The following is a 26,328-nucleotide window of genomic DNA, read 5'->3' as shown; positions in this document are numbered from 1 at the left end:
AACCCCTGAACGGCTACTGAGTGGGCTATGCCCCTCAGTGGTTAACGCCAACCACTTATGCACTTGCGAGGACTTTATGGCCCGTTTCGAACTGCAAAAACTCTACATTGACGGCGGCTACAGCGACGCTGGCAGCGATGCCACCTTCGAAGCCATCAACCCGGCTAACGGTGAAGTTCTCGCCAACGTGCAACGCGCCACTTTCGAAGACGTTGAGCGCGCCGTGGTCAGCGCCGAAAAGGGCCAGAAAATCTGGGCCGCGATGACCGCCATGGAGCGCTCGCGCATCCTGCGTCGCGCCGTGGAAATCCTGCGCGAGCGCAACGATGAACTGGCTGCCCTGGAAACCCTGGACACCGGTAAATCCTTCTCCGAAACCAAGTACGTCGACATCGTCACCGGTGCCGACGTGCTGGAATACTACGCCGGCCTGGTGCCCGCCATCGAAGGCGAGCAGATCCCGCTGCGTACCACTTCGTTCGTCTACACCCGCCGCGAGCCGCTGGGCGTGGTCGCCGGCATCGGCGCTTGGAACTACCCGATCCAGATCGCCCTGTGGAAGTCTGCCCCAGCCCTGGCTGCCGGCAACGCCATGATCTTCAAGCCAAGCGAAGTGACGTCGCTGACCACCCTGAAACTGGCCGAAATCTACACCGAAGCCGGCGTTCCGGCTGGCGTGTTCAACGTCCTGACCGGCAGCGGTCGTGAAGTCGGCACCTGGCTGACCGAGCACCCGCGCATCGAAAAAATCTCCTTCACCGGCGGCACCGACACCGGCAAGAAGGTCATGGCCAGCGCTTCGAGCTCCTCGCTCAAAGACGTGACCATGGAACTGGGCGGCAAATCCCCGCTGATCATTTTCGACGACGCCGACCTGGATCGCGCCGCCGATACAGCCATGATGGCCAACTTCTACAGCTCCGGCCAGGTCTGCACCAACGGCACTCGCGTGTTTATTCCAAAGCACCTGCAGGCCGCCTTTGAAGCCAAGATCGTCGAGCGCGTCGCGCGCATCCGCGTCGGCAACCCAGAAGACGAAAACACCAACTTCGGCCCACTGGTCAGCTTCGCCCACATGGAAAGCGTGCTGGGCTACATCACCAAAGGTAAAGAAGAAGGCGCACGCCTGCTGTGCGGCGGCGACCGCCTGACCACTGGCGACTTCGCCAAGGGCGCGTTCGTGGCACCGACTGTGTTCACTGACTGCACCGATGAAATGACCATCGTGCGTGAAGAAATCTTTGGCCCGGTGATGAGCATCCTCACCTACGAGACCGAAGAAGAAGTGATCCGTCGTGCCAACGACACTGACTTCGGCCTGGCTGCCGGCCTGGTCACCAAGGATCTGAACCGCGCCCACCGCGTGATTCATCAGCTCGAAGCGGGTATCTGCTGGATCAACGCCTGGGGCGAGTCCGACGCCAAGATGCCAGTTGGCGGCTACAAGCAGTCGGGTGTTGGCCGTGAGAACGGCATCAGCTCGCTGAACAACTTCACCCGCATCAAATCGGTACAGGTTGAGCTGGGCGACTACGCCTCGGTGTTCTAACAGAGCCGGGATTCGCCTTTGTGGTGAGCGGGCTTGCCCCGCGCTGGGCTGCGCAGCAGCCCCATCCCGGACACCACTGTTTGACTGACCTGACCATCTCCAAAGAGGGTGCATTTATGTCCCAAGAATACGATTACATCATTGTGGGTGCCGGCTCCGCCGGTAACACCCTGGCGACCCGTCTGACCGAAGACGAAGGCGTCACCGTCCTGCTGCTGGAAGCCGGTGGCCCCGACTACCGCCTGGACTTCCGTACTCAGATGCCCGCTGCCCTGGCGTTCCCGCTGCAAGGCCGCCGCTACAACTGGGCCTACGAAACCGATCCAGAGCCACACATGGACGGCCGCCGCATGGAATGTGGTCGCGGCAAGGGCCTGGGTGGTTCTTCGCTGATCAACGGCATGTGCTACATCCGTGGCAACGCCATGGACTACGACAACTGGGCGAAACTGCCAGGCCTGGAAGACTGGAGCTACCTCGACTGCCTGCCGTATTTCCGCAAGGCCGAAACCCGCGACATCGGCCCCAACGACTACCACGGTGGCGAAGGCCCGGTCAGCGTGACCACGCCTAAAGCCGGCAACAACCCGCTGTTCCACGCCATGGTTGAAGCCGGCGTGCAGGCCGGTTACCCGCGCACCGAAGACTTGAACGGCTACCAGCAGGAAGGCTTCGGCCCGATGGACCGTACCGTGACGCCGAACGGCCGTCGCGCCAGTACCGCCCGTGGCTACCTGGACACCGCCAAGAAGCGCTCGACCCTGACCATCGTCACCCATGCCCTGACCGACAAAGTGTTGTTCGAAGGCAAGCGTGCGGTCGGCGTGCGTTACCTGATCGGTGCCGCCGAAGAACGTGTGGAAGCCCGCGCGCGCAAGGAAGTCCTGGTGTGCAGCGGCGCCATCGCGTCGCCACAACTGCTGCAACGCTCCGGTGTCGGCCCGGCCAAACTGCTGGAAAGCCTCGACATCCCGGTGGTCCACGACCTGCCAGGCGTCGGTGAAAACCTGCAGGATCACCTGGAGCTGTATCTGCAGTACGCCTGCACCCAGCCGGTCTCGCTGTACCCCTCGCTGCTCTGGTACAACCAGCCGGCTATTGGTGCCGAATGGCTGTTCAACGGCACCGGCATCGGCGCCAGCAACCAGTTCGAAGCGGGCGGTTTTATCCGTACCCGTGAAGAATTCGAGTGGCCGAACATCCAGTACCACTTCCTGCCGGTAGCGATTAACTACAACGGCAGCAACGGTGTGAAAGAGCACGGTTTCCAGGCGCACATGGGCTCCATGCGTTCGCCAAGCCGTGGCCGCGTGCAAGTGAAGTCGAAGAACCCACGGGACTACCCGAGCATCCTCTTCAACTACATGGCCACCGAGCAGGACTGGCAGGAATTCCGCGATGGCATCCGCCTGACCCGTGAAATCATGCAGCAGCCGGCACTGGATGCGTTCCGTGGCCGTGAAATCAGCCCGGGCATCGAGGTGCAAACCGACGAGCAACTGGACAAGTTCATCCGCGAGCACGCCGAAACTGCGTTCCACCCGTCCTGCTCGTGCAAGATGGGCACCGACGAAATGGCCGTGGTCGATGGCGAAGGCCGCGTGCATGGCATGCAGGGCCTGCGGGTGGTCGATGCGTCGATCATGCCGATCATCACCACCGGTAACCTGAACGCGCCAACCATCATGATCGCCGAGAAAATCGCCGACAAGATGCGTGGCCGCCAGTTGCCGCGCAGCACCGCCGACTACTACGTGGCCGGCGATGCGCCAGTGCGTGGCAAGCCGTTGCGTGAAGTGGGTCCTAGCGCGCAGTAATCGCTACACCGCAGCGCCCCTTTCGCGGGCAAGCCCGCTCCCACATTTGAATGTGTTCACAAATCAAAATGTGGGAGCGGGCTTGCCCGCGATGAGGCCCGTCCAGCCTACACACACCTTCCCAGACTCTTCCTACACCGCCACACCCTTGATCCCACCCCCTGCGCCGGCCTAATCTAGTCCCTCGCGCAAACGTTTCACCTTCCTACCGACACGCCGGCTTCTGCCTGGCCACGAGGCTTTCTCATGTTTGATGTCGTTTCTTCGAGCAAATGGCCTACCGGCTTCCTGATCAATCCAAACGTTGAGCCGCTGGACCCGAAATGGCTGAAGGAATTCAGCAAGATCCCGGCTGCGGCCGTCAGCGACTGCCTGGGCCGTAACGTCGGTGGCCTGGGCCTCAAGGCCTTCCACGGTAACGCACCGATGCTCGGCAGCGCCCTGACCGTACGTGTGCGTCCCGGTGACAACCTGATGATTCTCAAAGCCATGCAAATGGCCCGCCCGGGCGATGTGCTGGTGATCGACGGCAGCGCCGACCTGACCCGCGCCGTGTTCGGCGGCATCATGCGCGCCATGGCCCTGAAAGCCGGCATTGTTGGCGTGGTGATCAACGGCGCCCTGCGTGACCTCGACGAATGGCAAACCGGCGAACTGCCGGCCTACGCCATCGGCGGCGTACATCGGGGGCCGAGCACCGACGGCGGCGGCGAGATCAACGTATCGATCTCGTGCGCTGGCATGCTGGTAGCCCCTGGCGACCTGATGATCGGCGATGGCGACGGCGTAGTCGCCGCCCCGCGCAGCGAGCTGCCGGAACTGCTGGTGCGCTGCCATGACCTGCTGGCACGCGAGCAGGCTACACTGGCGGCTATCGAAGCCGGCACCCTGGACCCTGATCGTTTTGATGCGATCCTGCGCGCCAAGGGTTGCCCGGTCTAACCTTGTAGGAGCGAGCTTGCTCGCGAAAAACCCAAGAGCGCAGCATTTATCCAGAATGCCCGCGCCATCGTTCGCGACCTTCGCGAGCAAGCTCGTTCCTACAGTGATGAGGGCCTGCGCTGCCCACAAAGAAGGCCCCATGTTCGACGCCCACCCGCAACTCAAACAACATTTCGCCGCTCTGCGCAGCCGCGCCGAGTTTTTCTCTTTGCGCTACGTGCGCGAGTCCGGCCAGTACCTGTCGGTACGCAAGAACGTCGCCGAACCCCCGCACCTGAGCCGCGACGAAGGCGCCATGCTCACCGTGCGCCTTAACGGTGTCGAAGCCTACGCCGCCACCCATGATATTTCCCTGGCCGGTCTGCAAGCCGCGCTGGAGCGGGCCGAAGAGCAAGCCCTTCGCATCAAGCCCCATGCCCTGCTCGACCTGCGCGACCAGCCGGTGTCCAGCGACATCGCCGACTACCTGTCGCCAGATCTCGACCAACCCTTCCCGTCCCTGAGCGACTGCTACCAACTGCTCGGCGCCGAATCGGCCGCTGTGCCCAAGGACGAGCGCCTGGTGAATTGGGAGGTCAGCCTGGGCACCACCCACGTCGAGCAGATTTACCTCAACAGCGCCGGCGCCGAGTTGCGCCAGGCCCAGCGCTTTGTGTTCCCCGGCGTCAACGTCACTGCCTACGACGGCAACGACAGCCAGACCCGCACCCTGGGCGGCAGCAACTTCGGCCAGCAAGGCGGCTTTGAGGTGATCAACCGTTTCGGCCTGGTCGGCGCCGCGCCACGGATTGCCGACGAGGCCCTGCAACTGCTGCTGGCCCCAAACACACCCCAAGGCCCGCGCGACCTGTTGCTGATGCCCGACCAGATGACCCTGCAGATCCACGAATCCATCGGCCACCCGCTGGAGTTGGACCGCATCCTCGGTGACGAGCGCAATTACGCCGGCACCAGCTTCGTCAAGGCCAGCGACTTCGGCCACCTGCAATACGGCTCCAACCTGCTGAACGTGACCTTCGACCCCAACATTCCCGAACAACTGGCCAGCTACGCCCATGACGATGACGGCACGCCCGCCAACAAGCAGTTCCTGATCCGTAACGGCCTGCTGCTCAAACCCTTGGGCGGGGCGCTGTCGCAATACCGCTCGGGCATGGACGGCGTGGCCAACAGCCGCGCCAGCAGTTGGAACCGCGCGCCCATCGACCGCATGGCCAACCTCAATATCGAGGCCGGCGACCAAAGCCTGGCGCAACTGATCGGCGCCATCGAGCACGGCATCCTGATGTCGACCAACCGTTCCTGGTCCATCGACGATGCGCGCAACAAGTTCCAGTTCGGCTGCGAATGGGGCCAGTTGATCGAGAACGGCGAACTCAAGGGCGTGGTCAAGAACCCCAACTACCGGGCGATTTCCGCGCAGTTCTGGCGCAAGCTCAGTGCCGTGGGCGATGCCAGCACCTTCAAGGTGTTGGGCACGCCCAACTGTGGCAAGGGCGAGCCAAATCAGGTGATCCGCGTCGGCCATGCTTCGCCTGCGTGTGTATTCAGCGATGTGGATGTGTTTGGGGGAGACGTCTGATGAATGCTTTCAAGGAACTGGTGGAGTGGCTCAAGCAGGCCATCACCGCCGAGGAACAGTTTCATCTGGGCTACGCGGCGGAGTCGTCCGAATTCGTGCGCTTCAATCACGCCAAGGTACGCCAGGCCGGCCAGGTGCAGCAGGCCAGCCTCAACCTCAAGCTGATCAATGATGGCCGGCATGCCGACCTTGGCATCACCCTCGCCGGATCCCCTGAAGTCGACCGCCAACGCCTGGCCGAGGGCCTGCAGCAATTGCGCGAAACCCTGCCCTTGCTGCCCAAGGATCCTTACCTGCTGCTCAATCACACAGCCTGGCAAAACAAGAGCGATAAGGCTCAGGCGTTGCCGGACCTCGATCAGGTCCTGGCCGAAATCAGCCAGGGCGCCCAAGGCCTGGACTTGGTCGGAATCTATGCCGCCGGGCCGATCAGCCGCGGGTTCGCCAGCTCGTCGGGGGCTTTTGGCTGGCATCAGGCCAATAGCTTCAACTTTGATTTCAGCCTGTTCCATGCCAATGGCGAAGCGGTAAAGGCCAGCTACGCCGGCGATGCCTGGGACAGCGCGGCGTTTGCCCAGCGCTTGCAGCAAGCCCGCGAACAACTGGAGTTCCTCGGTCGCCCCTTGCACACCCTGGCGCCCGGCCAATACCGTGCCTACCTGGCGCCGGCGGCTCTGGAAGAAATCGTCGACATGCTCACCTGGGGCGGTTTTTCTGCGCAGGCCATCGCCAGCAAGGGCAGCCCGTTGCAGCGCCTGTATGCCGGTGACCAGGCCCTGAGCCCGTTGGTGGGGATGAGCGAACAGATCACGGCCTCCCTCAGCCCGGCGTTCTCCCGTGACGGTTATCCGCGCAGCGACGTGACCTTGATCGCCAATGGCCGGGCGCAAGGGCAACTGGTCAACTCACGCAGCGCCGCCGAATACGGTTTGAGCACCAACGGCGCCGATGGCGGCGAATCCCCCAGTGCGCTCCAAATGGCTGCCGGCAACCTGGCCCAGGCCGATATCCTCAAGCAACTTGGCACCGGCCTGTATATCAGCAACCTGTGGTACCTGAACTACTCCGACCAGCCGGCGGCACGCCTGACGGGCATGACCCGCTTCGCCACGTTCTGGGTGGAAGACGGCGAGATCAAGGCGCCGGTCAGCACCATGCGTTTTGACGACAGCGTCTACCACCTGCTGGGGTCGCAGTTGGAAGCACTGACCGCCGAGCGCGAGCTGCGGCTGTCGGCCAGCACCTACGGCGAGCGCAACACCTCATCCAGTTTGCTGCCCGGCGCGCTGGTAAAACGCCTGACCCTGACCTTGTAAACCCTGGGCCGGCTTTGGCGAGGGCAGACTTGTTGTAGTGAAGACGGGCTTGTTGTGGCGAGGGGGCTTGTCCCCCGCTGGGCTGCGCAGCAGCCCCAAAACCAGCCCCCTCGGTCAACCTGACACAACTCGGTGCACCTTACTGGGGCTGCTGCGCAGCCCAGCGGGGGACAAGCCCCCTCGCCACAACAAGCCCGCCCTGACCACAACAAGCGCCTTGGCCACATCAAGCGCCTTGACCACGGTTTAGGCCGGCTCCTACAGGGCAATCCCCTGCATTCTGACGAACCTTCCCTGGCAGCATCCCGTTGGTTGGCGGGCTGTTGTCGACTCTCCAAAAGCTCGTTATAACGGTTAGTGGCATCCCGCCACCTTTCAACCCGCTTGCCTGCAAGCGATGCATGACCTCGCCCGGGATAGGGCGAGCCGGAGCGTTGACATGTACCAAGGAAGTTTTGTCATTGATAAGTTGTTCAAGCACTACAACGTTCACGTAGAGCAACTGGGTAACGATCCGCAACGCAAGACCGTGCTGTTGGTCAACGGCGCGCTGTCCACCACCCGCTCATTCGCCCGCACCAGCAAGTGCCTGGCCGAGCATTTCAATGTGCTGATGTTCGACCTGCCGTTTTCCGGCTATTCGCGCCCGCACAACACTGACCTGGACCTGGTGACCAAGGACGACGAGGTCGAGATCCTGCGGGCGCTGGTGGAGCGTTTCCAGGTCAACCATCTGGTGTCGGCCTCCTGGGGTGGCATCTCGACCCTGCTGACCCTGGCGCGCAACCCGCCTTCCATCGAAAGCTCGGTGGTGATGGCCCTGGCACCCAACCTCAACCAGGCAATGCTCGAATACGTGGAGCGGGTGCGGGTGCTGATCGAGGCCGATGACAAGTCCGCCGTCGGCCACCTGCTCAATGAAACCGTCGGCAAATTCCTCTCCAGCCGGCTCAAGCGCAATAACCATCGGCACCTGTCGACCATGGCCACCACCGAGTACCGCCAGGCGCGCTTTCATATTCATCAGGTGCTGGCCCTGGGCGATGGCAACTACCTGCCGCAATTGCGCCAGATCGAGACGCCGGTGCATTTCCTCAACGGCACCCTGGACGAGTACACCCCGGCCAATGAAGCCCAACTGTTCAAGCACTATGTGGGGCGCAGCAGCTTCGCCAGCGCCGAACACACCGGCCATTTGCTCGACCTGGAGTCGCGGGAGGCGGCACTGGCGGTGCATCGGGCACTGATCGATTTCCTGGTGGGCAAAGACGTAGCCATCGCCGATATAGACGAACCGCCAGTGGGAAAACCGGCCGAGGTTGGCGCATAATCGGCAACACATAGCCTGCTAACAAAAAGGGATCTCATGCCGAATCGTGTCGTGCTCGATGCCAAGACCGCCCGTTGGTTACCCTGGGTGGTAGCGATTGCCTTCTTCATGCAGTCGCTCGACGGCACGATTCTCAACACGGCCCTGCCCGCCATGGCCGAGGACCTGGCGGAAAATCCGCTACGTATGCAGGGCGTGATCATCGCCTACATGCTCACCGTGGCCTTGCTGATCCCGGCCTCGGGCTGGATCGCCGACCGTTTCGGCACCAAGAAGATTTTCTTCGGCGCGATCATGCTGTTCAGCATCGGCTCGCTGCTGTGCGCCCTGTCCAGCAGCCTGACCATGCTGGTGGGCGCGCGGGTGATCCAGGGCCTGGGCGGCGCGCTGATGCTGCCGGTCGGGCGGCTGGTGGTGCTGCGCGCCTACCCGCGCTCGGAGCTGGTGCGGATCATGGGTTTTATCACCATTCCCGGCCTGCTCGGCCCCCTGCTCGGCCCGACCATGGGCGGCTGGATGGTGCAATACCTGACCTGGCACTGGATTTTCCTGATCAACCTGCCGGTGGGCATGCTCGGCTGTTACGCCGTGTGGAAGTTCATCCCCGACCTGCGCGGCAGCGAGCGTACACGCTTCGACAGCCTGGGCTTTTTGCTGTTTGGCGCGGCGATGGTGCTGATCACCATTGCCATGGAAGGCCTGGGCGAGCTGCACCTGCCGCACTTGCGCGTGATGTTGCTGCTGTTCGGCGGCATGGCGTGCCTGGCGGCCTACTGGCTGCGCGCCGGGCATATCGAAAACCCATTGTTCTCACCGGTGCTGTTCAAGACCCGCACCTTTGCCGTGGGCATTCTCGGCAACCTGTTCGCCCGCCTGGGCAGCGGCGCCCTGCCGTTCCTCGTGCCCTTGCTGTTGCAGATCGCCCTAGGCTATTCGCCGTCACAGGCCGGGATGAGCATGTTGCCCCTGGCGGCTGCGGCCATGGTTGCCAAGTCCATCGCCCGGCCGCTGATCGAACGCCTGGGCTATCGCATTGTGCTCACCGGCAATACGTTGCTACTGGGCATGATGCTGGCGAGCATGGGCCTGGTCAGCGAGCAGACGCCGTACCCGCTGCTACTGGCCATGCTCGCGGTGCTGGGGGCGATCAACTCCCTGCAATTTACCGCGATGAACACCGTGACCCTGATCGACCTCGACGATGCCCAGGCCAGCAGCGGCAACAGTTTGCTGTCGGTGGTGGCGCAACTGGCCCTGAGCCTGGGGGTGGCCTGCGCCGGTGCCCTGCTCGGCGGGTTTACCGCCGAGGCCGGTAACGATGGGGTCAATACCGTGCTTGAAGCGTTCCAGTTGACGTTCCTCACGGTGGGCATCATGGCGATGCTAGCGGCGGCGATCTTCCTGCAATTGTCGCCAAAAGACGGCAAAAGGCTGGTCAGCCGCGAGCACGACATCGAGCATTAAGCGGCGTCTCGTCTAGAACTTGCAGGGAAATTCCCACGGGGCTGGTACACTGCGCGACATTTTGTTTTTGCAGAGCCAGTCCCGTGACCACCATCGCCACCGCTTTTAATACTTTGCCGCTCTCCGCCGCCATGCTGGCTAACCTCGACTCGCTGGGTTATGCCGAGATGACGCAGATCCAGGCGCAAAGCTTGCCGGTGATCCTCAAGGGGCTGGACCTGATCGCCCAGGCCAAGACCGGCAGCGGCAAGACCGCCGCCTTCGGCATCGGCCTGTTGAACCCGATCAACCCGCGCTACTTCGGTTGCCAGGCCCTGGTGATGTGCCCGACCCGCGAGCTGGCTGACCAGGTGGCCAAGGAAATCCGCCGCCTGGCCCGCGCCGAAGACAACATCAAGGTCCTGACCCTGTGCGGCGGCGTGTCCCTGGGCCCGCAGATCGCTTCCCTGGAGCATGGTGCCCACGTCATCGTCGGCACTCCGGGCCGCATCCAGCAACACCTGCGCAAGGGTTCGCTGGTGCTGGACGGCTTGAATACACTGATCCTCGACGAAGCCGACCGCATGCTCGACATGGGCTTCTACGATGCCATCGAATACATCATCAGCAAGACCCCAGCCCGTCGCCAGACCCTGCTGTTCTCGGCCACCTACCCGGTGAGCATCAAGCAACTGGCCTCCAAATTCATGCGCGCGCCGCAGCAGGTCAAGGCCGAAGCGTTCCACTCCGACGAGCAGATCGAGCAGCGTTTCTACGAAATCTCCCCGGAAGAACGCATGGACGCGGTGACCAAGGTGCTGTCGCACTTCCGTCCAGCCTCCTGCGTGGCCTTCTGCTTCACCAAGCAGCAAGTGCAGGAAACCGTGGATCACCTGACCTCCAAAGGCATTTCCGCGGTCGGCCTGCATGGCGACCTGGAACAGCGCGACCGTGACCAGGTGCTGGCGATGTTTGCCAACCGCAGCACTTCGGTACTGGTGGCCACCGACGTCGCGGCCCGTGGTTTGGACATCGACTCGCTGGACATGGTGATCAACGTCGAACTGGCCCGCGATTCGGAAATCCACATTCACCGCGTGGGCCGTACCGGTCGCGCTGGCGAAACCGGGATCGCCATCAGCCTGGTAGCGCCGTCCGAAGCGCACCGCGCCCAGGCCATCGAACTGCTGCAAAAAGCCCCGCTGAACTGGGACCAACTGAGCAACCTCAAATCCCAGGGCGGCGCGCCGCTGCTGCCGGTGATGAGCACGTTGTGCATTGCCGCCGGTCGTAAAGACAAGGTTCGCCCAGGCGACATCCTTGGCGCACTGACCGGTGAAGCCGGGATCCCGGGCGCCCAGGTCGGCAAGATTGCGATCTTTGACTTCCAGGCCTACGTGGCAGTGGAACGCAGCGTCGCCAAGCAGGCGTTGCAGCGTTTGAACGACGGCAAGATCAAGGGCCGCTCGTTGCGCGTGCGGATCCTGTAAAGCTCTTCGGTTCAATGGAGATCCAATGTGGGAGCGGGCTTGCTCGCGAATGCGGTGTACCAGTCGCCAGATGGGTTGGCTGACAGTGCGCATTCGCGAGCAAGCCCGCTCCCACATTTTTGATTGCATTTCAAATTAGGTTTTTGTGAGGACACCGTTTTGCGCTCGACCGAAGTTGTGATCATTGGCGCTGGCGCCGCAGGCTTGATGTGCGCGCTGACCGCCGCCGGGCGTGGGCGCAAGGTGATGTTGATCGACCATGCGAACAAGGCCGGCAAGAAGATCCTGATGTCCGGCGGTGGCCGCTGTAACTTCACCAATATGTACACGGAGCCTGCCAACTTCCTCTCGCACAACGCACACTTCTGCAAATCCGCCCTGGCCCGCTATACCCAGTGGGATTTCATCGGTTTGGTGGCCAAGCACGGCGTGCCGTACCACGAGAAAAAACTCGGCCAGCTGTTCTGCGATAACAAATCCAGCGACATCCTCGGCATGCTGCTCGACGAGTGCATCCAGACCGGCGTGAGCCTGCACCTGGACACCTCGATCCAGGAGATCACCAAGCTCGACAGCGGTTATCAGTTGCAGACCACCCTCGGCGAGTTGTGTTGCGAGTCGTTGGTGATTGCCACCGGCGGCCTGTCGATTCCGACCCTGGGCGCCACCGGCTTTGGCTACCAGGTGGCCAAGCAATTCGGCCATGAGTTGCTACCGACCCGCGCAGGCCTGGTGCCATTTACCATTACCGATCAGCTCAAGGAGCTGTGTGGCGAGTTGTCCGGCACCTCGGTCGATTGCCTGGTCAGCTGCAACGACCAGAGCTTTCGCGAAAACATTCTGTTTACCCATCGCGGCCTGAGCGGGCCGGCGATTTTGCAGATTTCCTCGTACTGGGAGCCCGGCGACACGGTTGAGATCAACCTGCTGCCCGACCACGACGCCCACACCTGGCTGCAACAGCAACAGGCCGAGCGCCCCAACAGCGAGCTCAAGACCCTGCTGGGGGAGATCTTCACCAAGAAGATGGCCAACCTGTTGGCCGAGACGTGGTTTGTGTCCAAGCCGATGAAGCAGTACACCCACGCCGAACTGGCGGATATCGCCACTAAATTGGGCAGTTGGCAGTTGGTCCCGGCCGGTACCGAAGGCTACCGCACCGCCGAAGTCACCCTGGGCGGGGTGGATACGCGGGAAGTGTCGTCCAAGACCATGGAGTCGCTGAAAAGCCCCGGCCTGTACTTTATCGGCGAAGTGCTGGACGTGACCGGGCACTTGGGCGGGTTCAACTTCCAATGGGCCTGGGCATCGGGCTATGCGGCGGCGCAGTACGCCTGAGCCCCGCCCTCTAAAACGGTAATGCGATCACCTGTGGGAGCGGGCTTGCTCGCGAATGCGCAGTACCAGTCAACTGATCCGGTGGCTGGCACACCGCATTCGCGAGCAAGCCCGCTCCCACATTTTGATTGGGGTGTGCCAAAAACATTTTTTGCTTATGAATGTGATCGCCACGCTTGCCGTGGCGTCATTACTGGCTCAATTTAGCGGCATTGTCCCGGAAGACCCCAGACTTCATGTCCTCGACCTCGTTCAAGCAGTCCATGCGGCGCCTTTGGGCACTGGATAAGTTCAGTTACAGCGTACGGGTGTTTATCGCCCTCACCGGCAGCATGGCGCTGTGCTGGTATCAGGATGAGATGTCGCTGCTGATCCCGCTGTTCCTGGGGATTATCGCCAGCGCCCTGGCCGAAACCGATGACAGCTGGCAAGGCCGCCTCAACGCCCTGGCGGTGACGCTGGTGTGTTTCAGCGTGGCGGCGCTGTCGGTGGAGCTGCTGTTTCCGTACCCGTGGATTTTCGCCATCGCCATCGCCCTGGCGAGCTTCTGCCTGACCATGCTCGGCGCCCTCGGCGAGCGCTATGGGGCGATCGCCTCAGCGACTTTGATTCTGTCGGTCTACACCATGATCGGTGTGGATCAGCGCGGTGGCGCCGTCACCGATTTCTGGCACGAACCCTTGCTGCTGGTGGCCGGCGCCGCCTGGTATGGCGCGCTGTCGGTGCTGTGGCAGGCGATGTTTTCCAACCAGCCGGTGCAACAGAGCCTGGCCCGGCTGTTTCGCGAGCTGGGGCGTTACCTCAAGCTCAAGTCATCGCTGTTCGAGCCTATTCGCCAACTGGACGTAGAAGCGCGGCGCCTGGAATTGGCCCAACAAAATGGCCGGGTGGTGGCCGCACTCAATGCGGCCAAGGAAATCATCCTGCACCGTGTCGGCAACGGGCGGCCGGGGTCCAAGGTCAGCCGCTACCTCAAGCTGTACTTCCTGGCCCAGGACATCCACGAACGCGCCAGTTCCTCCCACTACCCCTACAACGCGCTGGCCGAGGCGTTCTTCCACAGTGACGTGCTGTTCCGCTGCCAGCGCCTGCTGCGCCAGCAAGGCAAGGCCTGCCAGGCCCTCGCCGAGTCGATCCAGTTGCGCCAGCCGTTTGTCTACGACGCCAGCTTCGCCGAGGCCCTGGGCGACCTGAATGCATCCCTGGAACACCTGCGTATCCAGAGCAATCCGGCCTGGCGCGGCCTGTTGCGTTCGTTGCGGGCGCTGGCGGCCAACCTGTCGACCCTCGACCGCCTGCTCAGTGACGCCAGCAACCCCGACAGCCTGGCCGATGCCAGCGACAGCAGCCTGTTGGACCGTTCGCCGCGCAATCTCAAAGAAATGTGGACGCGCCTGCGCACCCAACTGACCCCGACTTCGCTGCTGTTCCGCCACGCCCTGCGCCTGCCCCTGGCGCTGAGTGTGGGCTACGGCATGGTGCATTTGATCCACCCGTCCCAGGGCTACTGGATCATCCTCACCACCCTGTTCGTCTGCCAGCCCAACTACGGCGCGACGCGGCGCAAGCTCGGTCAGCGGATCGTCGGCACGGCCATCGGCCTGACGGTGGCCTGGGCGCTGTTCGATCTGTTCCCCAGCCCCCTGGTGCAATCGATGTTCGCCATCGCTGCCGGGCTGGTGTTCTTTATCAACCGCACCACCCGCTACACCTTGGCCACCGCCGCCATTACCCTGATGGTGCTGTTCTGCTTCAACCAGGTGGGCGATGGCTACGGGCTGTTCCTGCCGCGCCTGTTCGATACCCTGCTTGGCAGCCTGATCGCCGGGTTGGCGGTGTTCCTGTTCCTGCCGGACTGGCAGGGCCGGCGCCTGAACAAGGTGCTGGCCAACACCCTGACCTGCAACAGCATCTACCTGCGCCAGATCATGCAGCAATATGCCGCCGGCAAGAGCGACGACCTGGCCTACCGCCTGGCCCGGCGCAATGCGCACAACGCCGACGCCGCGCTGTCCACCACCCTGGCCAACATGCTGATGGAACCGGGGCATTTCCGTAAGGAAGCCGACGTGGGCTTCCGCTTCCTGGTGCTGTCCCACACCTTGCTCAGCTACCTGTCGGGGCTGGGTGCGCACCGCGATACCCAACTACCGGCAGACGTGCGTGAACACCTGATCGAAGGCGCGGGCAAGACCCTCGCCAGCAGCATCGACGAAATTGCCACAGGGCTTGCGAACAAACAGCCGATCGCGGTGCAAAGCGATGCCGAGGAAGCGCTGGCGGTAGAGCTGGAGCAAATGCCGGATGAGATCGACGAAGCCCAGCGCCTGGTGCAGACGCAGTTGGCCTTGATCTGTCGGCAATTGGGGCCGTTGCGTACGCTGGCGGCGCATTTGATCAAGGAGACTAGCGCGAGCAGATAGGGCTGTTGTGGCGAGCGGGCTTGTCGGAACGCCGCATCGCCCGCGCTGGGCTGCGAAGCAGCCCCAAAACCAGCCGCTACGTTTTATCTGATACAGCGCATTCGGCTTACTGGGGCTGCTGCGCAGCCCAACGCGGGGCAAGCCCGCTCGCCACAAGGGGGTGTTCGTCATTGCGATGGAGCGCTAAAGCCCCCCTACATCCCATGCTGCTTCAGCAACCGCGCATAACTGCCATCGGCCTTCATCTTGCTGATCTCCCGATCAAACCCGGCAACGATCTGCTCATGCTTGGGGTTTTTCAGGCTGACCAGGATATGCAGGCTGTTTTCGCTCAAGGGTTTGGGCAGGAACTCCACGGCATTGCGCACCCTGGGCGATTCCCGCGCCAGGTAGAAACGTGCGACATATTCATCCTCGACCGTCAGCCTCACGCGCTGGGCAGCCAGCATGCGCACGGCCATGGCGAAGTTATGCACCGGGACTTTTTGCAGTTTTGGATCAGCATCGAACTCCGCCGAATAGGCGTAGCCGCGCACCACCGCGACGGGGTAGTCGTGCAGTTGCTGCAGGTTCTGGAACTCGATGGGATCGGCGCGGCGCTTGATAAAACGCACACGGTTGAGCAGGTATTCGGCGGAAAACTGCCCCAAGTGCGTGCGCGCCTCGTCGTACCAGGCATTGATCAGCACGTCATAACGCCCATCCCCCACGCCCATCAACGCGCGCGCCCACGGCACCTGCTCGAAATCACTGGCATAGCCGGCACGCGCCAGGGCGGTGCTGACGATATCGGTAGCCAGGCCGCCATTGATCAGGGTCGCATCGGTAAACGGCGGCCACGCATCCGCCACCAGGCGCAAGCGTTCCGCGGCCACTGTAGGGCCCAGCAACAGCAATACGATCAAAGCAACGGCACGAGATAATCGCAGCATGCTTATTGTCCTTGCACAGCGGGCAGTTTCTGGCGGGCGATGACGCTGGCGGGAGTACTTCCAGGTTCTGACTGTAGCTTATCGCTCGCGGTGTACAGCAGATTACACAAAGAATCAGGCCGCGAAAGCACTCAATGATGGCAAATTGACGCCACTCACAAAAAACAGGGTTTTCCAAGTGTTTGCACTATCGCCCAAGACAGTCGCCGGCCAGGGCACTACTATTCGGCTCAGGTCTTTAAGCGAGATGGAACGATGACTGTCGATTGGGTTTGCAAGCACCACAATGATCTGGGCAAGGAACAGCTCTATGCCATTTTGCGCCTGCGCTCGGAGGTGTTTGTGGTAGAGCAGAAATGCGTCTACCAGGACATCGATAACCAGGACCTGGAGGGCGATACCCACCACCTGATGGCCTGGCAGGACAATCAACTGGTGGCCTACCTGCGCCTGCTGGATCCGGAGCTGAATGGCGGCGACGTGGTCATCGGCCGCGTGCTCGTGGCCGAGGCTGCACGGGGCAACGGCCTGGGCCACCAGATGCTGAAAGAAGCCCTCAAGCAGATCGACGATATCTGGCCGCAGATGCCGATCTTTCTTTCAGCCCAGGAGCGTTTGCAGAGGTACTACGCAAGATATGGGTTCAAGGTCGAGGGTGAGGTCTACCTTGAAGACGACATTCCACATATTGGTATGCGGCGCGCTTGAGATCGCCATCGCGGGCAAGCCCGCTCCTACATTTGACCGCAATCAACCTGTAGGAGCGGGCTTGCCCGCGATAGCGTCAGACCTGTCACCCCAACCTCAGGGGTAGCCCAACACCTGCTTGACCTGCACCAGGTGGCGCTCGATCCAGCCCCGGTCAATCGCCCCCCAGTCGCGAATCCGATAGCGCCCGGCATGGTTGCGGGCGCCATCTTCCTGCTCGAATTCACAGACGATATCCAGATCCGCCAACGCCGCGATGGTGTCCTGGGCCGTGCGCCGAGGCATGCCCGTCACCTCGGTCAACGCCGGGACACTGCTGGCCAATTGGCTGTCGATCAGGTACGCCACATACAGGCGGCGGTAGAAACTGCTCTTGGTCTTACTCACGTCCATGATCGGTCGCCTTGTGATTAGCACTTGCCCTGCAAGTCGCGATAAGTCAGGTACACCCGCAGGTCGAACTCCACCTGATGGTAGCCGGGCATCATGTATTCGCAGAGTTTATAGAACGCCTTGTTGTGGTCCGATTCCTTGAAGTGTGCCAGTTCGTGGACGACGATCATTTTCAGGAATTGCGGCGCCGCTTCCTTGAACAACGCGGCGATGCGGATCTCTTTCTTGGACTTGAGGTTGCCACCCTGCACCCGCGAGATCGTGGTGTGCAGGCCAAGGGCGCGGTGGGTCAGGTCCAGGCGGTTGTCGAACAGCACCTTGTCGATGGCCGGCGCGTTGCGCAGGTGCTCCTGCTTCAGAGCCTGGGCGTAGCTGTACAGCGCCTTGTCACTCTGCACCGCATGGCGCTCGGGGTAACGCTGCTGCAGGTAGTCGCCCAGTTGATCCTTGGCGATCAATTGGCGTACTTGCTCTTGCAGGGCGGCGGGATAGGCCTGGAGGTATTTCAGCGCAGTCATGGGTTCGAACGGCAGGGGCTTGAGGCCGCCAGTGTAGCGAATTCAGCAGGGGCCTGCGCGTAGCGCGAAACGCTGCGGCCACAGGGAAATCTCTTCGGCGGTCAGGGGCAGGGCCACCAGCGGCCCCTGAATAAACTGGCAGCCATTGGCCTGCAGCCAGTGACATTGCTCAAGGGTCTCTACACCTTCGGCAATCACCAGCAAGCCGAAGTGCCCACACAGTTCGATAATGCTGCGGGCCAGCGCCGCCTCCCGTGGCGAGCCGAGCACGCGGGCCACCAGGCCGGGGTCGAGCTTGAGGGTGTCGAACTCCAGGTCACGCAGATGGGCCAGGGAGCAGTTGCCCGAGCCGAAGTCATCCAGGGCAATACGCACCCCCAGGCGTCGTAGCTGCTTGAGTTGCTTGGTCGACTCTTCAATATTGTGCATCAGGCTTTCTTCTGCGATTTCCACTTCCAGCTGCCGCCCGTGCAGCCCATGTCGCTCCAGTGCCTGCTGCAGTTGAGGTACCAGGTTGGGCATATTGAACTGGCTGCTGCTCAGGCTGACGCTGAGCACCCAGTCGTCGCTCATGACCGAAGCCCAGGCCTGGCGCGCCAATGCCACCTGATGGTAAATCCAACTGCTGAGCTGGCTGATCAGGCGCGCCTCCTCCAGCAAGGGCATGAACAACCCAGGCGGCACGTCGCCCACACTCGGATGCTGCCAGCGCAACAAGGCTTCGACACCGCGCAGGTGCCCGTCCAGCAGGGACACCTGGGGCTGGTACACCAACGTTACCTGCTTGTGGTCGATGGCCTCGCGCACACTGCTTTCAAGCATCAGGCGCGAGCGGGCTCGGCCGTTCATTTCCTGATCGTAATAGCGATATTGCTGACGCCCTGCCCGCTTGGCTTCGTACATCGCGATATCGGCGGCACGCAGCAGGCCGGACAAATCGCGGCCGCAATCGGGGAACGTGGCGATGCCAATACTGACCCCCAGCATGACCTCCAGGCCATCCACCTGCTGGCAGATCGATACCCGCTCGATCAACTGTTCGGCGAGCTTGGCGGCCTGTTCCGCGTATTCCAGCTCCAGCAACGCGACAAACTCATCCCCACCAAGGCGGCCAAGAATGTCACTACTGCGCAGGCACAGTTCCAATTGCTCCGAGACCCAGCGCAGCACCCGGTCGCCGGCGTCGTGCCCCACCGAATCGTTGACCCGCTTGAAACCGTCCAGGTCCATGTACAGCAGCACCATGGCATGCTCGCTGCGCTCGTTGCGCAGCAGGATCGTCTCCACGGTCTGGTAAAAACCACGCCGGTTGAGCAACCCGGTGAGCGGGTCGGTGACGGCCTGGGACTCCAGTTGCTGATGCAAATGGCGCACCTGCGACATGTCTTGCACAGTCACCACCATGGCCCTCTGCTCCGGGGGCAACGGCGCACAGGACATCGCCACCGGCAACTGCTGGCCGGGCGCGGTGCGCAGGATCGCATCATGCAGGCGCCAGGTTTCGCCACGCACGTAGCCGGCGTACAGCTCGCAGCCAAACCAGTCGGGCATATGGGGTTTTTGCAGGAAGCCCAGAAACGCCTGGCCTTGCAACTCGTCCACCGTGGCATTGAGCAATCGTGAAATGGCCGGATTGGCGTAGCTGACTACCCCGTCTTCGCCCACCACCAGAATGCCCTCGGCGGCGTTGTCGAGCACCGAGGCATTAAAGGCCCGAGCCGCCTCCAGATCATGACTCAGACGCTGCAAGGCCCGGCGGTTACGCTGATGCTCCAGCAAGGCCTGGACCTTGGGCTTGAGAATATTCGGGTCAAAGGGTTTGAACAGGTAGTCGATGGCGCCACTGGCATAGCCTTCGAGCACGGCGGCGGGCGATTGCTCATTGGCGCTCAGGAAGATGATCGGCGTCATGCAGGTGCGCTGGCTGCCGCGCATCAAGCGCGCCACTTCAAAGCCATCCATGCCCGGCATCCGCACATCCAGCAGTACCAGGTCGACATCACGCTCCAGTAGCAGCCCCAGGGCTTCCTCGCCGGAGCCCGCCGTCAACACCTGCCAGTCCTCGCGCTGCAGGAGCGCGCGCATGCTGATCAGGTTTTCCGGGTAGTCATCGACCACCAGGAGCACTGAAGAGCCTTCGGCCAGGGTTGGAACGGATTCCATGCTGCATCTCTTCCTTGAGGGTTCGTTCCGGTCAATTTTGAGACAAAACCGGACACTTAATGTGGAGTCACTCTAGCCTTGGATCCCTTAAAGCAGAAGGCACGACGGGAGCATCATTGCGCCAAAGCGCACACAACCGACTAACGGTCAGGCGCTACAGCTCCCGGATTACGGGAAAGATGGCTTTTTGACAGGCTATTGACGCCAATAAACCGCCTAAAAATCATTAACAAACAGTTACCAGCCGCTTATAAAGAACGCGCCACCCCTCGGGCCAAAGCCTTTTGACCCTTCTTTCGTACAGCAAAGGCGCACTCCATGATTGATCTGTCCACCTGGAACCTGAGCATCCCTGTTGGCACTCCACCGGCCACCATCGACACCCCTAAACTGCTCAGCGGCTTCAAGGGCAAGTACTTCCAGGCCGAAGGCAGCAGCGTGCAATTCTGGTCCCCGGTCACCGGCACCCGTACCGAAAACGCGATCTACCCGCGCAGCGAACTGCGCGAAACCTATGCCGATGGGCGGCTGCGCAATTGGACTTACCCTGAAGCCGACAACTACCTGCGCGCCACCCTGGCCATCAACCAGGTGCCGTCCTCGGGCAAGATTGTGATCGGTCAGATTCACGCCTATGACAGCCAGAAACCGCTGGTCAAAGTCGAATACCAGTACAAGGAAAAAACCCAGACCGGCAGCATTGTCGCCAAAGTGCGCATGCGCCCGGATGACAGCAAAGGTCGGGTGATCATCGTGGCCGAGAATGTGCCACTGCAGCGCAACTTCACCTACGTCATCCACCTGAACAAGGCCGGCCTGCTGAGCATTGAAGCCGCCAACGGCCAATGGAACGAACGCCTGGGCGCGGCCTGGGGCAAAAAGCCTTTGTACTTCAAGGCCGGTGTGTATGTGCAAGACAACAGCGGCGACAGCAAAGAGGGCGGCAAAGTGACATTTGCCAAACTGGATATCGATCACAACTGACAGTCCGATCATTCTCACGACGCTTTAGGACAGAACAGCGACCCTGGGTCTCGACTTTTTTGTAGGACAATTCGAGTATGGCGCCGCGCACGCGCAATGCTTCCCTATAAGAAAGTCATGGAGACTCACCAATGCCCTTCACTCGCACCCTACTCGCCCTTTCCATGGGCATGGTTCTGCTGCAAAACCCGGCCTTCGCTGCTCCGCCGTTGTCGATGACCGACGGGGTGGCCCAGGTCAATATCCAGGACAGCAACGCCTGGGTTGAAATCAGCAAAGCCGCGTTCGAACACAACATCCGCACCCTGCAAACCAGCCTCGCCGACAAGTCGAAAATCTGCGCCGTGCTCAAGGCGGACGCTTATGGCCACGGTATCGGCCTGCTGATGCCGTCGGTGATCAAGCTCGGCGTACCTTGCGTGGGCGTGGCCAGTAATGAAGAAGCCCGCGTCGTACGTGAAAGCGGCTTCAAGGGCCAACTGATCCGCGTACGCACCGCCGCGCTGAGCGAACTGGAAGCAGCACTGCCATACAACGTCGAAGAGCTGGTGGGCAACCTCGACTTCGCCGTGCGCGCCAGCCTGATCGCCGAACATCATGGCCGCCCTTTGGTGGTCCACCTGGGCCTGAACTCCAGCGGCATGAGCCGCAACGGCGTGGAAATGACCACCGCCCAAGGCCGACGCGATGCCGTGGCCATCACCAAGGTACCGAACCTGGAAGTGAAGGCGATCATGACCCACTTCGCCGTCGAAGACGCCGCCGACGTACGCGCCGGCCTCAAGGCCTTCAACGAGCAGGCCAACTGGCTGATCAACGTCGCCCAACTGGACCGCAGCAAAATCACCCTGCACGCCGCCAACTCCTTCGCCACCCTGGAAGTGCCCGAGTCTCGCCTGGACATGGTGCGCCCCGGCGGCCTGCTGTTCGGCGACACCGTGCCATCGTTCACCGAGTACAAGCGGGTGATGCAGTTCAAATCCCACGTGGCCTCGGTTAACAGCTACCCCAAGGGCAACACCGTCGGCTACGACCGCACCTACACCCTGGCGCGGGATTCGAAACTGGCCAACATCACCGTGGGCTATTCCGACGGCTATCGCCGGGCGTTCACCAATAAAGGCATCGTGCTGATCAATGGGCATCGGGTGCCGGTGGTGGGCAAGGTGTCGATGAACACCTTGATGGTGGATGTGACCGATGTGCCGAGCGTGAAGAGTGGGGATGAGGTGGTGCTGTTTGGCAAGCAGGGGAATGTGCAGACCACGCAGGCGGAGGTAGAGGATATCAATGGGGCGTTGTTGGCTGACCTTTATACGGTTTGGGGGAATTCAAACCCCAAAATACTGGTCGATAAATAAGCCGAACACCATCCAAATGTGGGAGCGGGCTTGCCCGCGATGAGGGCGTACCAGTCACCCATTTATCGACTGATACACCGCTATCGCGGGCAAGCCCGCTCCCACAATGGTTTGTGAGTGCCTGAAAACCCCTAGTACAACAAAATCAACTCTAGGCAAAGGACACAGCTCTCTTTAGCAGTTAAATATATCTGCCCCCTTTACAGTCAAAATCTCCCTAAAGTTCCACCATTACATTCCTGCCTTGCAATGCGACAGCACTTTGCCACCGAATAAGACTACGGCGTGATGAATTTACTTAAGGCTTGAGCCTCGCGCTATGAAACGAAGGCCCAGCCTTAACCAATGCAAATGCATGCGCGTTGGGCGGCAAGAGCCGACGTCAGGAAAAAGGGGCATCCGAAGAAGGTTAAGTATATACCACTCCCCTCTAATGCGTTTTTCCTAGCATACTTCGACCCCTATACAGTTGGCGATAGCACATCCAACATCACGCCCGATTAAATACTATAGGCACGGAAACCTTTGTCTGCTTATTATAAAGTGTCCCTTCTAGCCTCTTATACTCATAGTCACTAGCTAGCAAAATACATCGTTCATTGCCAAAATCGAAACCAATGCTACTTTCTTGAGACTCGTCAAGCCTGTGATAACCTGACTGCCCAAGAGCAGTTGAAGGCCCACTGTTCTTACCCCAGACACCCGTTATGGAACCGGTGTCATAGTCCGCAAACTTAACAACCACCGTATAATAGGAACCATCAGCAACAGTTTCAGAAATAAACGCTTTCTGAAGAGCTGGATTTTGTTGTCCCGCCATTATTCAACCCTCATAAAAATATAAACAAAAACACGAACAATGAAGCCCAAACAATCTTTATATATCACCACAAAAACTTTTACTTTAATCACTGACAATTTGATCTTTTGACTTATTGAAAACAATCGACGAAATCACTTCATCATTAAACATATTAACCAAATTACCTGTTAACCTATTATATTTATAGTCTGTAGCTACCAACACACACTTCTCAAAAATAAAATTTAGTGTCATATCGGTGGTTGTTCCGTCAGCGGCGCGATGATACCCAGATCGCCCCATAGAATGCCCCAAAAATCGACCTTTACCCCACCTACCTCTTATCACTCCGGCATCATAATCTGCAAAAGTTATGTGAAACGTATAATACGTGCCGTTAACGCCCTCACTAAAATAAGTCCCCTGAAGTGCAGTATTTTCATTTGCCATTTTTTCCACCCTCACCGCAGCTTAAAAATAAATAACAATCAAGACGCCACTCTCTGCCTGACCATACTTAATTTGCAAGACCAACTTTATGTGAACCTTATAAAAATGCACCTGTGAAAAATGACAGTTTTTTATAATTTTTTGAAATAAATCCAAGAGCCAAATCTTGGGTGGCTGACGATAAATATCCTAACGGTGGATGTAACGGTTAAGCCGTGAAAAGCGGTAGACAGACAAAGTGGTGTCGTGCAAACCAGATAGGCTGAGGTAGAGAGATCAATGGAGCTTTGTGGGACGACCTTGACCAGTGGATGGCCAACCACAATGATCAACCGGCTCACAAAGGAAAATGTACCGTGGCTGTGCGCCGCCCCGGACACTTAAGGAAAGAAAGAAAATCTGGCAGGTCAAAATGACCAACTGAATTGGGCCTGACAGTCACGGTCGCAAATCCGGTAACTGTCAGATCAAGTATGGGCTTCTACACCTAAGTGTTTTAGTAGTTTTCGGGGAAGCGCACAGATCCGTTGCCGTACAGGCTTCCATCACCACAACACAGCTTGGGAAGTTACTGAAAACTGTCTCATCTGTGTCCGTGTAAGCTTATTGCGAAACACCTCACCGCCCGATTTATTCTGACCGTGAAGGTGGAAATTATGTTTGCCGAGATCGATTCCGATCAGTGCTGACTCGCTCATGATAATGGCCTCCGAAAACAAAACACCCCGTGAAAGCGTAGCCCTCACAGGGTGTTGGGGGTGACCATCTCATTAACCCGCATCGCTGCGGGTTTCTTTTTAAACGCTTTAGGCTTAGTTCACCTTAGCGTTCAACTCACCTTTCAAATACCGCTGGTACATCGCTTCCAACGACACCGGCTTGATCTTCGAAGCATTGCCGGCAGTGCCGAACGCTTCATAACGTGCGATACACACATCACGCATCGCAGTCACGGTAGCGCCGAAGAATTTACGCGGGTCGAACTCGCTCGGGTTGGTGGCCATCAGGCGACGCATTGCACCGGTGGACGCCAGGCGCAGGTCGGTGTCGATGTTGACCTTGCGTACGCCGTGCTTGATGCCTTCGACGATTTCTTCAACCGGTACGCCGTAGGTTTCTTTGATGTCGCCGCCGTACTGGTTGATGATCGCCAGCCATTCTTGCGGTACCGAGGAAGAACCGTGCATCACCAGGTGGGTGTTGGGGATGCGCTTGTGGATTTCCTTGATGCGGTCGATGGCCAGCACGTCGCCGGTAGGTGGCTTGGTGAATTTGTAGGCGCCGTGGCTGGTGCCGATGGCGATGGCCAGGGCGTCGACCTGGGTGCGCTTGACGAAGTCAGCGGCTTCTTCAGGGTCGGTCAGCATCTGGCTGTGATCCAGCACGCCTTCGGCGCCGATGCCGTCTTCTTCACCGGCCATGCCGGTTTCCAACGAACCCAGGCAGCCCAGCTCGCCTTCTACCGACACACCACAGGCGTGAGCCAGGGCTACGGTCTGTTGGGTGACGCGTACGTTGTAGTCGTAGTCGGTCGGGGTCTTGCCGTCTTCGCCGAGGGAGCCGTCCATCATCACCGAGCTGAAGCCCAGTTGGATCGAGCGCTGGCACACGTCAGGGCTGGTGCCGTGGTCCTGGTGCATGCACACCGGGATGTGTGGGAACTCTTCGATTGCCGCGAGGATCAGGTGACGCAGGAACGGGGCACCGGCGTATTTGCGCGCACCGGCCGAAGCCTGGACGATCACTGGGGAGTCGGTCTTGTCAGCGGCTTCCATGATGGCGCGCATCTGCTCAAGGTTGTTGACGTTAAAGGCTGGGACGCCGTAGCCGAACTCGGCTGCGTGGTCCAGCATTTGACGCATGCTGATAAGTGCCATTGTGTTGTCTCTCCCGGTCGAGGGTCGTTAATCGTGCAAGCCTGCCGTAGCGGCGGCTGCTATTCAAGTTATTGCAGATCAAGGGGTTGAGCCTTGGTCTGCTGAATCGTTATTGCTACTGGGGCTGACCCAAATTCCAATCTGGAACCGAATCATGTGAGAGCTGGCTTGCCTGCGAAAGCGGTGTGCCAGACACCGAATTCGCCAACTGACCCACCGCTTTCGCGGGCAAGCCCGCTCCTACATGAGATCTTCAGTGTTCTGTATTACTGGGCCTTGCAGCCCCGGCCGATCAAATCGTCGGTGGCGACCCAATACACCAGGCCTTCCTCACCCTTTGTGTGAAATGCCAACTGCTCATTGCTATACAGCGCGCCGGAGGCCGCCACGTCTTCCTTGAGGCGATACACCTGGTCGGAGCCGCCGAGGCGCACATCTACCTGCTTGCGGTCGCTATCGACGAACCGCCAGTTCACCTGGGCCTGGCTGTCGCATACCCAGGTGGTCCATGTGTCTTGCTGGGGCTGTGCCTTGTTGAACATGTTCAGGTTGGCGCAACCGGCTAATAAAGCCAGTGCTGCCAGGGCGATAACGCCTTTCATTGCCAATCCTCGAACGGCGGCCTGGGGCCGCCAGTGCTGTCGGTTAGTGAATCAGACCCATCAAGGGCAACCCTGTTCCTTACCTTTGGGCGGGGAATCGTACTTCTCCAGCCTGTCGGGCCCTATGCGCTTGCTGATCACCGGCATGGTCTCCGCCTGCCAGTCGGCCTGGTAGCAGCCCTTGTGCGGCGCAGCCCCTGGGGCCTCTGGCGACTCCTTGGGCGCGCTGCCGCAGCCGGCCAACAGGCCTGCCGCAATCACCAACGCGAATGGCTTGATCATGGGAATGCTCCTTTTCCAGACCCTGG

Annotated in this window: 22 protein-coding genes and 1 pseudogene; 13 read left to right on the top strand and 10 right to left on the bottom strand. The window is 60.4% G+C overall.

The features are described from left to right. Window positions 1–76 precede the first annotated feature (76 nt). From betB to yccS, 10 genes are all read left to right on the top strand, one after another. Complete coding sequence (betB, locus tag HBO09_RS02910) at window positions 77–1,549, top strand: betaine-aldehyde dehydrogenase (RefSeq protein ID WP_169991546.1); 1,473 nt, start codon at window positions 77–79, stop codon at window positions 1,547–1,549. A gap of 116 nt (window positions 1,550–1,665) precedes the next feature. Continuing rightward, entirely contained in the window at window positions 1,666–3,366 is a 1,701-nt protein-coding gene (gene betA, locus HBO09_RS02905) for a choline dehydrogenase (RefSeq protein WP_169991544.1), read from the top strand. A gap of 246 nt (window positions 3,367–3,612) precedes the next feature. After that, the gene (locus HBO09_RS02900) at window positions 3,613–4,308 is read left to right on the top strand and encodes an RraA family protein (protein ID WP_169991542.1); all 696 of its coding nucleotides are present in this window, start codon (window positions 3,613–3,615) and stop codon (window positions 4,306–4,308) included. Between the two features lie 139 nt (window positions 4,309–4,447). After that, window positions 4,448–5,890 carry a TldD/PmbA family protein gene (locus tag HBO09_RS02895; RefSeq protein WP_169991540.1) on the top strand — a complete coding sequence of 481 codons (1,443 nt, stop codon included), beginning with the start codon at window positions 4,448–4,450 and terminating at the stop codon, window positions 5,888–5,890. Then, the gene (locus HBO09_RS02890; RefSeq protein WP_169991538.1) at window positions 5,890–7,206 is read left to right on the top strand and encodes a TldD/PmbA family protein; all 1,317 of its coding nucleotides are present in this window, start codon (window positions 5,890–5,892) and stop codon (window positions 7,204–7,206) included. Before HBO09_RS02895 ends, HBO09_RS02890 begins: the two co-directional genes overlap by 1 nt. A gap of 439 nt (window positions 7,207–7,645) precedes the next feature. Continuing rightward, window positions 7,646–8,536: an alpha/beta hydrolase gene (locus HBO09_RS02885; protein WP_169991536.1), complete on the top strand. Its 891-nt coding sequence runs from the start codon at window positions 7,646–7,648 to the stop codon at window positions 8,534–8,536. A 36-nt stretch (window positions 8,537–8,572) separates the two neighbouring features. Further along, window positions 8,573–10,000 carry a multidrug transporter subunit MdtD gene (gene mdtD / locus HBO09_RS02880; RefSeq protein ID WP_169991534.1) on the top strand — a complete coding sequence of 476 codons (1,428 nt, stop codon included), beginning with the start codon at window positions 8,573–8,575 and terminating at the stop codon, window positions 9,998–10,000. Between the two features lie 131 nt (window positions 10,001–10,131). Continuing rightward, complete coding sequence (gene dbpA / locus HBO09_RS02875) at window positions 10,132–11,469, top strand: ATP-dependent RNA helicase DbpA (RefSeq protein ID WP_262381167.1); 1,338 nt, start codon at window positions 10,132–10,134, stop codon at window positions 11,467–11,469. 159 nt (window positions 11,470–11,628) lie between these two features. Next, window positions 11,629–12,807 carry an NAD(P)/FAD-dependent oxidoreductase gene (locus HBO09_RS02870; RefSeq protein WP_169991529.1) on the top strand — a complete coding sequence of 393 codons (1,179 nt, stop codon included), beginning with the start codon at window positions 11,629–11,631 and terminating at the stop codon, window positions 12,805–12,807. A gap of 236 nt (window positions 12,808–13,043) precedes the next feature. Next, on the top strand, window positions 13,044–15,230 hold the full coding sequence (gene yccS, locus HBO09_RS02865; RefSeq protein ID WP_169991527.1) for a YccS family putative transporter: 2,187 nt from the start codon (window positions 13,044–13,046) through the stop codon (window positions 15,228–15,230). 194 nt (window positions 15,231–15,424) lie between these two features. Here the strand turns inward: yccS and HBO09_RS02860 are convergent, their stop codons facing one another. Next, entirely contained in the window at window positions 15,425–16,162 is a 738-nt protein-coding gene (locus HBO09_RS02860; RefSeq protein WP_169991525.1) for a transporter substrate-binding domain-containing protein, read from the bottom strand. 255 nt (window positions 16,163–16,417) lie between these two features. Between HBO09_RS02860 and HBO09_RS02855 the strand changes: the two genes are divergently transcribed. Beyond that, entirely contained in the window at window positions 16,418–16,870 is a 453-nt protein-coding gene (locus HBO09_RS02855) for a GNAT family N-acetyltransferase (RefSeq protein ID WP_169991523.1), read from the top strand. Between the two features lie 96 nt (window positions 16,871–16,966). On the opposite strand, the gene HBO09_RS02850 is transcribed toward HBO09_RS02855, so the two are convergent. Genes HBO09_RS02850 through HBO09_RS02840 form a run of 3 tightly spaced genes read right to left on the bottom strand, consistent with a single transcriptional unit; the run spans window position 16,967 to window position 19,944 of the window. Next, a complete protein-coding gene (locus HBO09_RS02850; protein ID WP_169991521.1) occupies window positions 16,967–17,263 on the bottom strand; it encodes a winged helix-turn-helix domain-containing protein in 297 nt (98 codons plus the stop codon). A gap of 17 nt (window positions 17,264–17,280) precedes the next feature. After that, window positions 17,281–17,781: a M48 family metallopeptidase gene (locus tag HBO09_RS02845; RefSeq protein WP_169991519.1), complete on the bottom strand. Its 501-nt coding sequence runs from the start codon at window positions 17,779–17,781 to the stop codon at window positions 17,281–17,283. Between the two features lie 42 nt (window positions 17,782–17,823). Further along, window positions 17,824–19,944 carry an EAL domain-containing protein gene (locus HBO09_RS02840; protein WP_169991517.1) on the bottom strand — a complete coding sequence of 707 codons (2,121 nt, stop codon included), beginning with the start codon at window positions 19,942–19,944 and terminating at the stop codon, window positions 17,824–17,826. Window positions 19,945–20,262: 318 nt separating this feature from the next. On the opposite strand from HBO09_RS02840, the gene HBO09_RS02835 reads away from it, so the two are divergent. Together HBO09_RS02835 and alr are read left to right on the top strand one after the other, a co-directional pair. Next, the gene (locus HBO09_RS02835; RefSeq protein WP_169991515.1) at window positions 20,263–20,928 is read left to right on the top strand and encodes a polysaccharide lyase family 7 protein; all 666 of its coding nucleotides are present in this window, start codon (window positions 20,263–20,265) and stop codon (window positions 20,926–20,928) included. 131 nt (window positions 20,929–21,059) lie between these two features. Then, entirely contained in the window at window positions 21,060–22,289 is a 1,230-nt protein-coding gene (gene alr, locus HBO09_RS02830) for an alanine racemase (protein WP_169991512.1), read from the top strand. A 490-nt stretch (window positions 22,290–22,779) separates the two neighbouring features. Here the strand turns inward: alr and HBO09_RS02825 are convergent, their stop codons facing one another. The 6 genes and pseudogenes from HBO09_RS02825 to HBO09_RS02805 form a co-directional block, all read right to left on the bottom strand. After that, window positions 22,780–23,109: a hypothetical protein gene (locus tag HBO09_RS02825; RefSeq protein ID WP_169991510.1), complete on the bottom strand. Its 330-nt coding sequence runs from the start codon at window positions 23,107–23,109 to the stop codon at window positions 22,780–22,782. 84 nt (window positions 23,110–23,193) lie between these two features. Beyond that, window positions 23,194–23,541 (bottom strand): hypothetical protein, encoded by a 348-nt coding sequence (locus tag HBO09_RS02820; RefSeq protein ID WP_169991508.1) that lies wholly within the window; start codon window positions 23,539–23,541, stop codon window positions 23,194–23,196. 534 nt (window positions 23,542–24,075) lie between these two features. Continuing rightward, window positions 24,076–24,239 (bottom strand): annotated as a pseudogene (locus HBO09_RS28765) (IS110 family transposase); the annotation flags it as partial. Between the two features lie 114 nt (window positions 24,240–24,353). Beyond that, window positions 24,354–25,418, bottom strand: coding sequence for a class II fructose-bisphosphate aldolase (fba, locus tag HBO09_RS02815; RefSeq protein WP_029297347.1), 1,065 nt, complete (start codon window positions 25,416–25,418; stop codon window positions 24,354–24,356). Between the two features lie 266 nt (window positions 25,419–25,684). Next, on the bottom strand, window positions 25,685–26,020 hold the full coding sequence (locus HBO09_RS02810; protein WP_169991506.1) for an MliC family protein: 336 nt from the start codon (window positions 26,018–26,020) through the stop codon (window positions 25,685–25,687). A gap of 60 nt (window positions 26,021–26,080) precedes the next feature. Further along, window positions 26,081–26,302 carry a hypothetical protein gene (locus HBO09_RS02805; RefSeq protein ID WP_169991504.1) on the bottom strand — a complete coding sequence of 74 codons (222 nt, stop codon included), beginning with the start codon at window positions 26,300–26,302 and terminating at the stop codon, window positions 26,081–26,083. Window positions 26,303–26,328 lie beyond the last annotated feature (26 nt).

This window comes from Pseudomonas sp. WS 5027 (assembly GCF_012985695.1).
GTDB classification, from domain to species: Bacteria; Pseudomonadota; Gammaproteobacteria; order Pseudomonadales; family Pseudomonadaceae; genus Aquipseudomonas; species Aquipseudomonas hygromyciniae.
Note: the sequence above shows the minus strand (reverse complement) of the source record. Positions and strands in the feature narration are given on the sequence as shown.

What these genes read in the sequence shown, in the direction of transcription:
- betB (WP_169991546.1), top strand. Translation starts at nt 77, where the DNA reads ATGGCCCGTTTCGAACTGCAAAAACTCTACATTGACGGCGGCTACAGC.
- betA (WP_169991544.1), top strand. Translation starts at nt 1,666, where the DNA reads ATGTCCCAAGAATACGATTACATCATTGTGGGTGCCGGCTCCGCCGGT.
- HBO09_RS02900 (WP_169991542.1), top strand. Translation starts at nt 3,613, where the DNA reads ATGTTTGATGTCGTTTCTTCGAGCAAATGGCCTACCGGCTTCCTGATC.
- HBO09_RS02895 (WP_169991540.1), top strand. Translation starts at nt 4,448, where the DNA reads ATGTTCGACGCCCACCCGCAACTCAAACAACATTTCGCCGCTCTGCGC.
- HBO09_RS02890 (WP_169991538.1), top strand. Translation starts at nt 5,890, where the DNA reads ATGAATGCTTTCAAGGAACTGGTGGAGTGGCTCAAGCAGGCCATCACC.
- HBO09_RS02885 (WP_169991536.1), top strand. Translation starts at nt 7,646, where the DNA reads ATGTACCAAGGAAGTTTTGTCATTGATAAGTTGTTCAAGCACTACAAC.
- mdtD (WP_169991534.1), top strand. Translation starts at nt 8,573, where the DNA reads ATGCCGAATCGTGTCGTGCTCGATGCCAAGACCGCCCGTTGGTTACCC.
- dbpA (WP_262381167.1), top strand. Translation starts at nt 10,132, where the DNA reads ATGCTGGCTAACCTCGACTCGCTGGGTTATGCCGAGATGACGCAGATC.
- yccS (WP_169991527.1), top strand. Translation starts at nt 13,044, where the DNA reads ATGTCCTCGACCTCGTTCAAGCAGTCCATGCGGCGCCTTTGGGCACTG.
- HBO09_RS02860 (WP_169991525.1), bottom strand. Translation starts at nt 16,162, where the DNA reads ATGCTGCGATTATCTCGTGCCGTTGCTTTGATCGTATTGCTGTTGCTG.
- HBO09_RS02855 (WP_169991523.1), top strand. Translation starts at nt 16,418, where the DNA reads ATGACTGTCGATTGGGTTTGCAAGCACCACAATGATCTGGGCAAGGAA.
- HBO09_RS02850 (WP_169991521.1), bottom strand. Translation starts at nt 17,263, where the DNA reads ATGGACGTGAGTAAGACCAAGAGCAGTTTCTACCGCCGCCTGTATGTG.
- HBO09_RS02845 (WP_169991519.1), bottom strand. Translation starts at nt 17,781, where the DNA reads ATGACTGCGCTGAAATACCTCCAGGCCTATCCCGCCGCCCTGCAAGAG.
- HBO09_RS02840 (WP_169991517.1), bottom strand. Translation starts at nt 19,944, where the DNA reads ATGGAATCCGTTCCAACCCTGGCCGAAGGCTCTTCAGTGCTCCTGGTG.
- HBO09_RS02835 (WP_169991515.1), top strand. Translation starts at nt 20,263, where the DNA reads ATGATTGATCTGTCCACCTGGAACCTGAGCATCCCTGTTGGCACTCCA.
- alr (WP_169991512.1), top strand. Translation starts at nt 21,060, where the DNA reads ATGCCCTTCACTCGCACCCTACTCGCCCTTTCCATGGGCATGGTTCTG.
- HBO09_RS02825 (WP_169991510.1), bottom strand. Translation starts at nt 23,109, where the DNA reads ATGGCGGGACAACAAAATCCAGCTCTTCAGAAAGCGTTTATTTCTGAA.
- HBO09_RS02820 (WP_169991508.1), bottom strand. Translation starts at nt 23,541, where the DNA reads ATGGCAAATGAAAATACTGCACTTCAGGGGACTTATTTTAGTGAGGGC.
- fba (WP_029297347.1), bottom strand. Translation starts at nt 25,418, where the DNA reads ATGGCACTTATCAGCATGCGTCAAATGCTGGACCACGCAGCCGAGTTC.
- HBO09_RS02810 (WP_169991506.1), bottom strand. Translation starts at nt 26,020, where the DNA reads ATGAAAGGCGTTATCGCCCTGGCAGCACTGGCTTTATTAGCCGGTTGC.
- HBO09_RS02805 (WP_169991504.1), bottom strand. Translation starts at nt 26,302, where the DNA reads ATGATCAAGCCATTCGCGTTGGTGATTGCGGCAGGCCTGTTGGCCGGC.